The 12,551-nt window shown below is 64.9% G+C and carries 10 protein-coding genes; 4 read left to right on the top strand and 6 right to left on the bottom strand.

Going from position 1 to position 12,551, the window contains the following annotated elements:
• Positions 1–680: 680 nt before the first annotated feature.
• Together OG844_RS00310 and OG844_RS00305 are read left to right on the top strand one after the other, a co-directional pair.
• On the top strand, positions 681–1,181 hold the full coding sequence (locus tag OG844_RS00310; RefSeq protein WP_406387299.1) for a hypothetical protein: 501 nt from the start codon (positions 681–683) through the stop codon (positions 1,179–1,181).
• Between the two features lie 27 nt (positions 1,182–1,208).
• Complete coding sequence (locus OG844_RS00305; RefSeq protein WP_406387298.1) at positions 1,209–1,640, top strand: hypothetical protein; 432 nt, start codon at positions 1,209–1,211, stop codon at positions 1,638–1,640.
• A gap of 690 nt (positions 1,641–2,330) precedes the next feature.
• Here OG844_RS00305 and OG844_RS00300 read toward each other — a convergent pair.
• From OG844_RS00300 to OG844_RS00290, 3 genes are all read right to left on the bottom strand, one after another.
• Complete coding sequence (locus tag OG844_RS00300; RefSeq protein WP_406387297.1) at positions 2,331–2,774, bottom strand: hypothetical protein; 444 nt, start codon at positions 2,772–2,774, stop codon at positions 2,331–2,333.
• A 408-nt stretch (positions 2,775–3,182) separates the two neighbouring features.
• Complete coding sequence (locus tag OG844_RS00295; RefSeq protein WP_406387296.1) at positions 3,183–3,983, bottom strand: hypothetical protein; 801 nt, start codon at positions 3,981–3,983, stop codon at positions 3,183–3,185.
• A 256-nt stretch (positions 3,984–4,239) separates the two neighbouring features.
• Entirely contained in the window at positions 4,240–5,376 is a 1,137-nt protein-coding gene (locus OG844_RS00290; protein WP_406387295.1) for a helicase associated domain-containing protein, read from the bottom strand.
• A gap of 643 nt (positions 5,377–6,019) precedes the next feature.
• Between OG844_RS00290 and OG844_RS00285 the strand changes: the two genes are divergently transcribed.
• Positions 6,020–6,517: a hypothetical protein gene (locus OG844_RS00285; RefSeq protein ID WP_406387294.1), complete on the top strand. Its 498-nt coding sequence runs from the start codon at positions 6,020–6,022 to the stop codon at positions 6,515–6,517.
• A gap of 502 nt (positions 6,518–7,019) precedes the next feature.
• On the opposite strand, the gene OG844_RS00280 is transcribed toward OG844_RS00285, so the two are convergent.
• The 3 genes from OG844_RS00280 to OG844_RS00270 form a co-directional block, all read right to left on the bottom strand.
• Positions 7,020–8,894 (bottom strand): hypothetical protein, encoded by a 1,875-nt coding sequence (locus tag OG844_RS00280; RefSeq protein ID WP_406387292.1) that lies wholly within the window; start codon positions 8,892–8,894, stop codon positions 7,020–7,022.
• 853 nt (positions 8,895–9,747) lie between these two features.
• Positions 9,748–9,927, bottom strand: a complete 180-nt coding sequence (locus tag OG844_RS00275) for a hypothetical protein (protein WP_406387291.1) — start codon at positions 9,925–9,927, stop codon at positions 9,748–9,750.
• Positions 9,928–10,369: 442 nt separating this feature from the next.
• The gene (locus tag OG844_RS00270; protein ID WP_406387290.1) at positions 10,370–10,771 is read right to left on the bottom strand and encodes a hypothetical protein; all 402 of its coding nucleotides are present in this window, start codon (positions 10,769–10,771) and stop codon (positions 10,370–10,372) included.
• Between the two features lie 161 nt (positions 10,772–10,932).
• Here OG844_RS00270 and OG844_RS00265 point away from each other — a divergent pair, with 161 nt between their 5' ends.
• Positions 10,933–12,006 carry a hypothetical protein gene (locus tag OG844_RS00265; RefSeq protein ID WP_406387289.1) on the top strand — a complete coding sequence of 358 codons (1,074 nt, stop codon included), beginning with the start codon at positions 10,933–10,935 and terminating at the stop codon, positions 12,004–12,006.
• The last annotated feature ends 545 nt before the right edge of the window (positions 12,007–12,551 follow it).

Raw genomic sequence — 12,551 nt, 5'->3', positions numbered from 1 at the left:
GGGAGCGGGCCGGCACAGCCGGCGCAGGGGTCGATGTCCCAGGGTTGGCAGCCGTGGAGGGCGGCGGCGGCTGCCGATCGGGCCGACTGGGCCGGTGACCAGGACGTCGCCAGGCCGGTGCTGTGTTCCAGCTTCCCGATCGGCAGCCAGGTGGCGGTCACACCCGGCATCCGTCGCGGGAGTCTCGCGGGAGGGGAGCGTGCGGCGCGTAAGCATGATGTGTTCCTGGCCCGGCGGCCTGCAGAATCGGTGCCTCAGCATGCCGGGACGAAATCAGTGCGTAAGTACGAATTACGGATCTGGCTGCGACCGTCACTGCCCTGCTTGCTGTCGCCGACCGCCAGGACAAGGTCAGCCGCTACCCCGGAGCGCTTCGGCTCGACCCCGTCAAACCACGTGTGGGAGACCGACCACATGCAGGCCTCTGTGTTGGTCGATGCGGAGGAGAGCGACAAGCACAAAGCCATGAAAGAACGGATCGTCAAAGCGCCGCTCACGCCTGCCCCGCCTGCCGCCACAGGTGGGGGCGGGCTTCCTGAGGATGTCGGGCAGCGCTGGGTAGGCGGAGAGATGCGTTGCCCTGGGCCGAGAGGAAACCAAGTGTGTAACGGTCTCCCCCCAGCTGTTGCTGCTTCCGAAAAAGGAGAGATATTCTGAAGTAAGAAGGGAGGAGGGTTGCCATGCTTCAGACGCTGGAACGTGAGAAAGAGCAGGTCAAGGGGCTTTTTGACCGTGTTGAGGAGGTCGAGGAGGTTGCAGAGGCCATCGCGGAGACCTCGCCGGAACAGGCCGACAAGCTTCGTAAGGTCGCCTTGAGTGCTCTGCATGACGCCGCCCCGGTCCGCCTCAGCATCGCAGCCGCACTCCTGGACCTGAGCAGTCGCACCGTGCACTCATGGGTCAGCGAGGGTCTGCTTCCCCTGAGGACAGAGAGTCCCAAACGAGTCGACCCCGAGACCTTGCACCGGGTGCTGCACCTCGTCAGGGAGCTGCGCGCTGCAGGCAAGCAAAGAGGCCTCCTCGACGCGGTCTGGTACCGCCTTCAGGACGCGACGCTCCTGGAGAGCGCTGAACTGCAAACGAGCCTGAAGCAACTCCGGAGAGGAGAGCTCAAGCCGGCTCTCACTCGAGCTGAGGAAGCCTCGGCGAAAACAGACAAAGGCGTCCTTGCGTCGAAGTAGGCTCTAGATGTGCCAACTTCCGTACAAGTGACGCTACTTGCAGAACAACAGACCAAGCGGTTGCGGCGCGTTGACCACACCGCCTACGAGGCCTTCCTGCAGGAGCTGCGCAGCCAGGGCTGCAAAGCGCTCAAGTATCGGCTGACGGGCGATGTGGTCGAGCATCTATGCGTCAAGCACCTGCGCAACTCCATGCGGGTGGTCACAGCCTTTCTCGCGCGCAATCAGGCCGTCGTCCTACTCGTCGGACCACACCGGGACGATGATCCTGCAACGGACGTCTACGCCCTGCTCTACAAGCTTGCCAGGGTGGAACAGCCGTCCAAGGAGCGGCGTACCAAGCCGCCCTGCTGCAGCAAGGGCGACGGCCTCCCGCCGAACATCAGTACGGAGCTCTTCGACAGCCTGGTGGACCAAGCCCGAGCGCTGAGGGGCAACAGCCATGGCCGTTCGCGCTGACCGGCACCTGCCTGGGCGCCGCTCCAGAGGTGCCGACGAAAATCTGCACCCGAGGTGCCTCTCGGCGGGCAGCCGCGGTCCAGGCCTGCAGGCAGGCGGCGTCCCTGCAGGGTTATGACCACCACCGCATACTGTCGTCGGCGCTCATGCATCTCGAGCGGTGGGCCGACAGCGGCCTCTTGCGCGTTCCTGCGGGCTCGGGCGGAGGCTGGCCAGCTCTAGCTGTTACCGAGAAGCTGACTCGCCGCCCTTCAGCCCACTGCCGGGCCCGAGACGTCATGGAGCGCTTGAACGGTCGCTGCCGATCAAGATGGCGTGCTCACTGCGGTGGCTTCCACTTGCTGCGGGAAAGCTTCCCTGCCTGCTGGTCGGTCAGGCGCTGGTTGGCGGCCACGGGAGTGTGTCCAGGTCCTCAATCATGGCTGTGCTGAAGAGGGTTGAGGCCATGAGCGGGCTGTCGAGAGGGCCATCTAGTCGAACTACGACACGGCGAAACTTCCACGGCGCCTCGATTTTCCTCAGTTGAACTGATGCCTCAAGCCAGACGCCTTGATCGTCTTCGTGGAAGTTCAGGGAATTGAGGGTGCCGTATTTTTCTGAGGTCAAAGAATCGTTGATTCCTTGCCGGACGTCGAATTCGAGTTCCCTCAGGTATTCCGTGTACTGCCTCTGAAGTGACATGTTCCCCCGTTAGCGAAAGCAGCCGCAGATGGAGTAGTAGGCGGTGATTATACCTACAGGGCGGCCATCCCTGGAGTCCGAGTCGACTCGGTGCGCGAAGACCACCTTCATTTGGCGTGCTCGTGTGTTGTAGAAGGTGTTGCTGTTCAGGATGCATGTGGTCTTGCGGTTGCCCGAAGTGCCGGTGGTGCTGCAGGTGCCCCTGTCCAGCGTCTTGTCGATGTCTCTCTTCATGACGGACCAGCTGGCCATTTGGCTCGCGTGCTTGTCTTCGATGTGCAGCTTCCCGAAGCCTGCGGAGCCCGCCACGTCGCCGCGGCCGTAGCGGAGGGGGGCATCCTCCCCGTTTGGACCAAAATGTGTCGAATAGACATTCCAGTTCGTCAGAGCTGAGATGGCTGTGGTCTGCGCTTGCGCGGTCGATGTGATTCCGGCCGCGAGCGCAATGCTCATAGCGGCGACTAATGCTCCGCGTAGACGCGTGACAGTGGTCCTGGGCACGTTCCCCACCTTTGCTGTACATGAATTTTCGATGCTGGGTCAGGTGCAACAATCAAACGGGTAGGCATAAGGAGGCGTCAATTGAATTCTAAACTTGATTGCCCAGAACTGTCGATTCCGCAACCCGTCCAAGCCATCTTCGAGCCGAGTCGAAGAAGAGAGAAGTGCTGCTGCCTGACGTTCTCTCCCAGGTGCCGCTTAAATCAGCCGTTCTTCATTGAGCCCTGCACGACCGGACGTGGAGCTTCGTCCGGGTGCGCCCGGCGCCTCGCGCGCACGCCCGTAACGAGTAGCCATGCAGCCACGTGCCCGGACGTCCGCTGCTTGCCCTGAGCACGTGAGATGGGATCGCTCGTCCGGTCAGTAGTTCCCGCCGCCCACGACGTACGGGGACTGGAACATGTCGTCCGACAGTTCGACCTGTTTGGTGGCAACGAATGCGGCGATGGGAGTACTTCTGCGAAAGGCACCTTCGGGAGCGGATGTCAGACACGTCGTGTGGTCGCCGGTCAAGGCTTCGGCTGCCTTGAAGTCGTGGGGGACGCAGCCGGGGAGATTCTTGAATCCGCACGCGGGATTCGTCTCACTGTCACCCCGGAAGGACTGATGGATGCCCACGGCAACGATGGCTGCCGGGGCTCCCTCCAGGAGCGAGTGGGCCTCAAAGTAGCTGCCGGAGTGGACCCCGCAGTCGCCGAAAAGGACGGATGGCTCGCCGATCTCGTCGTATAGCGTGCGGTTGAGCGTCAGCTGATGCTTGCGTCCGAGCGGGAACGAGGGGCGGAAGTCTGTGCTGTCCGCAAAGACCCCCACAGACAGCACGCTGATGTTATCCGGGTCCACCAAGAGCTGGATGCGCTCCCATTTCCGGTTGTACTGATAGACCCTGTTGCCGGATGCCAGCCGTTGAGTGTAGTGCGGCTTGTCGTCCATGATCTCGGCCGCACGATCCAAGGTCAGCCCCGGCATCAGCTGCTCGACCAGATTCTGCTCCTTCTCCACAGGCGAGTCCTCGGCCGCCCACTGGAACACCCACAGGGCGCCACCGATCACCGCGATTAGTGCTGCTAGCGCCCCCAACAACCGCTCAACCGTCTTCCACTTCCGTCCGTGCCGCCCGGACTCTGAGGGATTTGCCTCTACGTCGTCGCCGGTGTCCATCGGTGTGCCGCGCCTCCTCATCCCTCCGGGGCCCCTGCGCTCATCGTCACAGCGAGGTAGAGGCTCAACATGGAGGACGAGGCCAGAATGGGGACCCTGCACCCGGTTCGCGCAGCATCCCGACAACCCGTTACGCCAGCGGTGGCGGCACGGTGCTAACGGGTCGGGCACCGCACGACCCGGTGAAGCGGACCTGCTCGGCCGGCCGGTCGCCAAGACGCTGCCAGGGACGGACTCGCCGAGTGTCAGCCCACGATCACGCCCAGCGCATCCCGACCTTGGACAACTGCTCGATCCGGTCGGGGGTCAACGACGCTGCCCTCAGGCGCTGGTTCGCGATCCATGCACCGAGCTTCAGGGAACGCTCCTCTTCTCGGTCGGCACCGGGCCCGGGGAGGCTGATCGTCTCGACGTGCTTCCTCGGAACCTTCAGATGTCCCTCGCGCTCGAAGAACTGCCTCGCGGCGGTGAGGTGCATCGCCCACTTCTGGGCCTGGCTCATCGAGGGCTTCGGCTTCTCCGCCTCTTCTGCGGGTTCGATACCGAGGACCTGCTCGCACCTCCACTGCTGGGCACCGGTGAGCTTGTCCCACCCGGTGCGCACCGTCTGGACCCAGCGTCCGAGGTCCTCGCCCTGGGCCAGGGCCTGGCCCAGGGCGGCCAGGGCCTGGCCGGGCCGGGTGGGCAGGGGTGCGCCGGCTTCGAGGTGGAGGCGGGTGAGGTGGAAGGCGCGCTGCCAGGTGACAGCCCAGGACGGGCACCACGAGGCGTCGATCTCCTCCAGCTGCACCCTCCGCTCCTCCGACAGGGCCCAGCCCGCGGCTTCGGCGGGGAGGCCTTTGGCCTGGCGATGGGTGTTGTCGTCGGCGCGGCGGGCGGCGGCCCGGGCGTTCTTCAGGAAGATCCCGACGTTCGCCCCCTGATAGGTGGCATCCAAGGGAGCGAGCAGATGGCCGTGCAGAGCGGCCCAGGCACGGGCTGCGGACAGGCCTTCTTCCCAGGCGACGTCGACGGTGGACCAGATCATGCCGAGTTCCTCGAGCTGGTCGATGCGGTCGTTCGGCATGGTGCCGCAGGCGTACTGCCGGCGGGCGTCGGCGATCCACTGCCCGAGCGGGAACCCGGCCAGCGACGCCGGCCATTGGGTCCCCTCAGCACCGTCCTCCGCAGGGCCGGGGGTGTCATCCGTCGTCGTGCCGGGGGCGCGGTAGGTGAAGGGCACCTGCAGATCGGCGTGCTCGCTGTTGTAGAGGACGGAGGCCTCGATCCCGCGTCGCCAGTGCTCGCGTTCGGGGTCCAGGATCCGCAGTTTGATGAACGCGGCAAGCACGGCCGGGTCCCTGGGAGTGCTGAACTTCAGCAGCTCTCGCGCCGGGGCACTCGGTCCGTGCACCTCCTGGCCGTCCTTGTACTCCAGGTCGGCGTCGGCTTCGTCGATGGTCTCGGCGGGCTCGGTGCGGGTGGGGGAGGGTCGCCTGTGGATGACATCACGCCCCTGTACGCCCCCTCAGTCGAGACAAATCACTGCCCGTATGTCTTTCCTCGGGGGCTTAACGCAAGGTTCTCAAGCCTCTGACCAGAACGTTCTTGATGTCCGTAGGTATTGGGTGGCTGAGGTCTTCGGGTTAGGCGGCCAGCCGTCGGGTGTTTTGAGGCCCTCTGAAGCAACGTCAGGGGGCGCGAGGGCTCCGTTGTCGGCGCCGGAGCCCCGGCCAGTCGCTGCGATGGGGGACTGCAGAAAGACCCCGTGGATGCCGAAGGTGCATGAAACAGTCGAGCACCGTGCTCGCGGCGACCGCCGTGCGCCCTACAGCAGGTTGGAATAGGCTCAATGACTCGACGTGCGTCGGCGGTTGGGGGAAAGCATGCTCACAGGGCCAGAGGCAACCATCATTACCCGCGCGGGCGGTGCGGTCGTGCGAGGTGTAAGGCAACAGGCAACCGCATCGCCGGAATGGCCCTCGCTACATGCCAGCCTAATGGAGTTGCATGCGATTCTTGATCAGTGGTGCACCGCAGCTGAGCAGACTACGCGCTTGATCGAGATGAAGCTCGACGGCGAGATCGGGCCGGCAAGGCGGACTTGGTTCAGGAGGCGGTACGACTACGGCGAGTCGGTGAATAGGATCTGTGGCGGGTCTAACGGCGGCCCGATGGCAGGCACAGTTCACGCGGTCCAAATGCAACGAAGCATCGTCAATCAGCTGACACCGAAGGTGTCCTTGTTCAAGCGACTGATCCGCGAGCATAGGCGCAAAGCTGCCAGGCGCACGCTGCGCAACATGATGCGTGTGTACTGCCCAGACCTGCTCTCCGAATTCGAGAACGCGGCAGATCGTCGGCTTGCCTGGGTCGTGGACAACGAATCAGCGTTGATGAAAGCTCTGGCCGCTGAGTCGGCCCACCGAGATTCTCTTTTGGCCTGGGCAGCGGAGGCCCGTAGGACGAGGCAGGCGTTGCTCACCGTACTGGGTGAGCTTGGCCTCCTGATTCGTGAGAGATACCCGATGGGTCAGCAGGGGCCCATGGGTTAGCAGTAGCCGAGTGGCTCGAATCCCAGGTTCTCGCACAGATCCTCACCCTCACCACGCCAGGGCAGCCGCCTTGACGGTCAGGTGCGCCGTGTTGTCGGCGATGATGACCGGGTGTTCGCTAGGCCGCACGGGACAGCCAGCGCTGAGCCCTGGTTCACCTGTACGTCGGCCCACTGTGAAGAGTCGTTGCGGTGCCATCAAGAGGATGTCATTACTGAGCCAGTGTCAGGTCTCGTATTTGGGTGGTCTGGCCTGGGGGAGGGAAATCCCTGGTGGCGGCTGGTGACATCACGTGGTGACATCGTGTGACATTGCTGCTGGGCAAGTTGATGGCACTTCCTATGTGCACCCAGCCCACGCGATCAGGGGGACCTTAGATGCCAGCGGAGCTTCTACGTCTGGGATATTCTAGTCGGGGCGCCCTGCGCTGGCAGGTCACTCCCTTCAACCGCCGATAGCCGATCCAGAGGCACGGTGCGATGTGCTGCAGTTACGTCAGCTGCTAGGGCTTGTAGGCCGTGCCGGACAGACAGTCCCGGGCCCACGCATCGCATCGATCGCGATGCGCCTCGTGCCGATCAGCCGCAGCTGTTCCTTCTGCGAGTGCGGTGAGGCTGGACAGGAGTGCTCCTCCGGCTAGTTGGTGCACGACCGGGGCGACGCTGGCTGCGGCGGCGGCGGCGGTGACTGGGCCGCCGTGGGCGAGGGCGTTGCGGACCAGCCGCAGCCGGCCCAGGGTTCGCATCCACCTGTTCTCCAGGTCCGTGTACCAGGCGCGTACGCCTTCAGGGGTCGAGATCCGGTGGGCCGCGGCAGCGGTCCGGCGATGCTGCAGCGTGTGTTCCGGGAGAGCTGCTGCCAAGGCGGGAAGTTCGGCAACCACCTGGGCCATGTCAGCGTGGGATTCCCAGCGTCGATGACGCAGCAGCTTGTCATGGATCGTAGTGACCGCTTCCTGTTCCTGCGCGCTCCACCGGTGAAGGTCATCGCGCGCATGCCACACCACATGGAACAGCTCGGATGTCATGGAGCGCCGGATCCATGCGTTCTTGTGATAGGCGTCGAGATACCCGTACCAGGTCTGTCCATGCCCGCACACCATCCCTGCCACGGTCTCCAGGATGCGCACATCCAGCAGTACTGAGGCGTGCGGGGGCTGCACTCCCGAGGCCTTCCACCAGCCGATGGCGTCGACCACACCAGACAGGTCAGCAAGCCCGGATGCCAAGTGCGGAGCTACACGCGGTGCCATCTCCGACAGGCGTCTCGCAGTGATGTCCATCGGCCCGTAAGGCATCCGGGCGTCGATGTCCTCGTCGAGCAGACTGAACACCTTCCAGCCGCAGTCACCATTGGCGGCATGGATGTAGCCCTCGTAGAGCTCCCAGCCATGCCGGTCCGCGGGGAATGTGGCCGCCAGAATCAAGGACTGCACCAGGACACGGGAGTCGGCCGGCGCATCGGCCCGGGCTTTGGAACCCAAATCGACTCTGGCTATCACCACATCCTTCCCCTCGGGCAGCATCTCAGCGGGAAAGAAGCCGTCGTCGGCCGTTGCCTCGGCAGGCAGATCCCTCTTGAACGGCCCGTCATTGAGCAGGTTCCCGCGCAACCACTCGCTGTCGTATAACGTGACGGGCCCATACTCCTCGACCATCTTGGTGGTCGCCGCCCGTCTGAATGCGTGCCACACCACATGATGGGCCGTGAGGGGCTGAGCCACCACCAGCCGCTCGCACAGATCGGCGCGCGCCTGCGGGCTCCACCCGGCCGCAGAACCCACTATGTCTCTCGATGGTGCAATGACATCGAGATCACCCAGCCGCACCTGGGCCCGCTGCACGGACACTGCGTCATCGCGCATCACCGCGGACAACTGGTGGCACAACCGCTCGGCCTGATGCTGTGAGCGCCGCAACAACACGTACAGCAGTTTCCGGCACCCGTCGAGTGCGTCGAAGCCGACACCGTCGCGCGCCGAGCCCAACAAGTCCTGCCACGCCGCGGGCAGCAACTGCCCACTACTAGCCTGCCTGAGCAGCTCATCGGCCAGCCGCGCCGCCGTGGCGATACGGTCCGCGGCGCTGGCGTTCGGCGGCGGCGATAGTGCGGCAAGGAGATCGGTGAGACGAGGCTCCAGCTGGTGGCGTACCGCTGGACCCAATCGGCCGGCACCATGCGTGAGATCGGAAATCGTTGCTTCCCAAGGCTGCCGCTGACGCCCTGTGTAGGGTCCGTCGCCAGCCCGTGCACGCAACTGCTCCAGCGCCTCCGGCCAGGTCAGCTCCCCCTCCGCCGAGTCAATTCTGTTGCCCCGCAGGGCCTGCGCCACCTCATCAGTCCACGTCAGTGCAGCACGCACCTCACCCTCACCCATGGACTGCAGTCTGCCACCGCTGTTCACCAGACGGCCACCGCCGTCTCTGGCAGCTAGCGCCCTTGGAGACGCTTGGCCAGGCACCGCCGAGGCGTCGACCTGCTCCCACGCCCCGCCTACCTCTGCCTGCCCCTGCTTCGTGGGCAGTGTGACGGCCGTGCCTGGCCAACCGGCGATGCGGTAAGGCCAGCGCTGCGGGCGGGTTGCCGGTACATCCGGGTACCTGAGATCACTGCCTGCCGTAGCCTTGCATGTGATCTGACACCTACGTGGAGAGGTCCGCGAGTTGCTGTATGGCTGTGGCGGAGACATCACCGAGCACTTCGTTTTCTGCCCGCACTGCGGGATCGAGCTTCGCTGGCCCGCCAAGGCGCGCCGCACTGTTTCTACTTCGGCCGACTCCCTTTGCCGAACGCTGCGTTCCTGCGCGACGAGGACCTTTGAGCGCCTGGCTGATGATCATTTCCACGGGCCGGTGCCAGACGAAGAGGCCCGCGACCTGGCGGCGGTGGCCTCGCCGCAGTGGTGAGGCACCGGCAAGCGGCTCCTGACCGTGCTCACGATGCGAGCTGCAGAACACCGTCGCGAGGCGACCGTGGCGAGCGGTAGATGTGCGGCCCGGCCATGCAGCACAACGGCCACTCCCAGCCGGCACCGTCTCGTGCGCAAGGAGACCCAGAAGCAGTGCCACCTCGAGCGGCAGGCCCGCGTGTGGAAGCCTCGCGCGGCCGGGCGATGGACGACGACAGGAAGAGGACCAAGAACGCGTAGGTGCGCAACTTCCCGGGCCACATGTGCGAGCTCTTCGCCGAGTCCGACCGTCCGCGCCCCGCGAGCAGCTGGCGACGGCGCGCTAGCTGGGCTCCACGACGGTCTCGAAGTTCTCGCACGCCTCGTTACGGCACTTGAAGATTCCGCGCTCCTGCTCGCGGTTCTGATGTCCCATTGCCGTCTTGTCCACATGACCCGAGTAGCTGAGGGCTTCGCCGCACCTGGTGCAGGCGGGCGGTTCGCGGCTGCTTGTGGCGTTCATGAATGAACGGTAGGCCGCGCCGGTCAGCGGCGCCTGCTGGGGCAGCGCGCTCAGTCTTTTATGCCCGCCAGGAGCGGATCACTCACAAGCCCTGGAGCGCACCCATGAATGCGAAGCCCCTTGCCCGCCGCGGCCTCGCTGCGTGCGCTGGCTGGTCCCCCTTACGGCCACAGCCTTCCCCCGTTCCTGTACTCGGACGGCGACGGCTCTGGCAGCGGCGGGCACGGGGACGGAGCCCGTGGGCCAGGCGATGGGTGTCTCCGGCGGGACCGGGGACACCTATGCAGGAACGGGCGGCAAGGACGGTGGCACTGATGTCAGCGCGGGCCACGGTCACCCGGCTGGAGAAGGAGCTGACGCCGCCCACAGGCCACCGTCAGCAGTGGTCGATGGCTGCGCTCCTGAAGGGCTCAGGGAGAGAGCCCTTCAGGAGCGGCCGTCACTACACGGACGTCCAGGACGAGCAGGACGTCCACGTGTCACCGACGTATTCGCATGCCCGGAACTCCACAACGTCCCCGAAGACATTTTCCGAGTAGGACTCGGAGGTCGCTTCGTTGTGTGCGCCGTTCCCGTCACAGATGGCGATGTCGTTGACCTTCTGGAAGTTGAGCAGCAGGCAAACGCCGCGTTGGTCGGCCATCTCGTCATTGACCCAGGCCCACGAGGCGCCAGTTCCAGGGCTGTTGTCGATTGCGATCCTGTTCCCGGACCACGTCCATACCCGCTGTTGTGCGCTGGCCGGGCCCGCCAGCGTGAGGATCAGGCCAACGGCGGATGCTCCGACTGCAAGGGCCCTCAAAGCGTTCTTGGCCAAGAAGACTCCGGCCTTGGGGTGCTTCACGTCTTTTCCTCTTTCAGTCAACCGTGACGGTTCAGACTCCCGCTACGGACGCAGCAGAAACAGGCGCTCCTCGGAAGCGCCCAGCGTGAGCGGGAACGAATCCAACTAGAGCAGTCGGCACTGCAGTTCGTCCACGAAAGACAACTGTTACCTGCAGCTCTGTGTCGGCGAGACAGCTGACAGACACCACGACAGCTGATGCGGCAGAATCGGCGGACCCTCAACTGGCCATCAACCTCGGAAGGGTGAGTATGGGCACGAGACCCACCCCGCAGCAGCAAGAGGCAGCACAGCACGTCGCGCGACTTCTCCGTGGAGCCCAGGCGCTCGCCAAGGACCATGGCACCGCCCCCACTCTTCGCGGGCGCGCCGAATCCACGCGCCACATCCTGCAGGTCATCAAGAGGCACCGGCTGTATCCAGACACCACATCCGAAAACCCGCAACTGCTGACCATCTCGCTTGAAGGAGCATCCCCGCACAACTACGTGGCCAAGGCGTTCAAGGGCGACCTGCCCCGGGTCAAAGACGCAGCCTGGGTCCTTGCTGTCGCCACTGCCTGTTACCAGATTGCTGACATCGATTTCGGTGACGAGCAGAAGCGGGAACTCCTGCAGGCCGTCAAGGCTGTCACGGACGCGGACGCGGACACGGTCGCGGTCGCGGAAGTGGATGAGGATCCGCCCGTCCCAGACCCCAAGCTGCGCAACTGGTGGCCCGGCCGACGATTCCTCACCATGACCGCAGGCGCCCTTGTCGCTGTGGCGGCCGCAACAGCGTGGTTTACCTCCAGCGACGAGGCCGACGGGAAGAACCCTCAGACTGTCAGCAAGAACCGCATTCTCAGCTGCCTGGACGGCACTAAGAAGGGTGAGATCATCAGAGAGCCAGCCAAGGTCTTCACCGATGACCAAGCCACGATGATCACACCAACTCTGGACTTTGACATCATGAATGGCTCCGCCCGCTACCTCAGCCACAAGGGCCCCAAGTACTACTGGGGCAGGGCTGGATCGGACGACAATGACCCTCACTCGGGCGGCATCCGACTGCGTTGGACGGACAACGGCGGTGACGACTGGCACGAGTGCCGCACTCCACTGCCAGTCGACCAGCGTGACTACGTCCGCACCCCTGCGGTCCCGACCGTCATCGGCGGTCGGGACGTCACCGTCAAGATCTGTCTCTGGCGCGACGAGCCGTATACCGAGAAGTGCACCGTAGAACTTGGCTGACGCCACCCGCCGTGCTGGTTCGGGTCAACGCGGCCCAGCACGGCCGAACCGCCCGACCTACCAAGCCCGAGGACTGACCACCGTCGCTTGCGGCTGGGCAGCGGCCCTTGCGACCAGCCCGTTCCCCGAGCCCGTTGCGTGGAGACACCGCAACGGCGGGTGCGGCGGGGAATCGCGCAGGGCGTCTTGACCGTTAGGTCAGCCGTTTGTACCGGCGGCTGCCGGTCGTGGTGTCCACCGCAGTCGGGATTTGGAAGATCATTCATGGGAGTGAGATTGCACCTCGCCCGCCGGGCGGGCAGTCCAGCCCGCATCGTCGGGCCCACGCTCAGTGGTCCATGGCGCCCAGCCGACCCCCGTCGGTCCAAAGGTTCATCGTCGGGGCACGCACGTGTACCTGCGCGGTTGCAGTCCGCTGCCTGACCGAAGGGGGCTCAGGTGAACCGCCGGGCTGGCAGCCTCGGTGGCCGGGCAGGCTCCGAGGCTGCCAGCCGGTGCAGCGAGTGCGGCCTTGGGGGGTGAGGCGAACACCGCACCACGCTGGC

The organism is Streptomyces sp. NBC_00887, from assembly GCF_045207585.1.
Note: the sequence above shows the minus strand (reverse complement) of the source record. Positions and strands in the feature narration are given on the sequence as shown.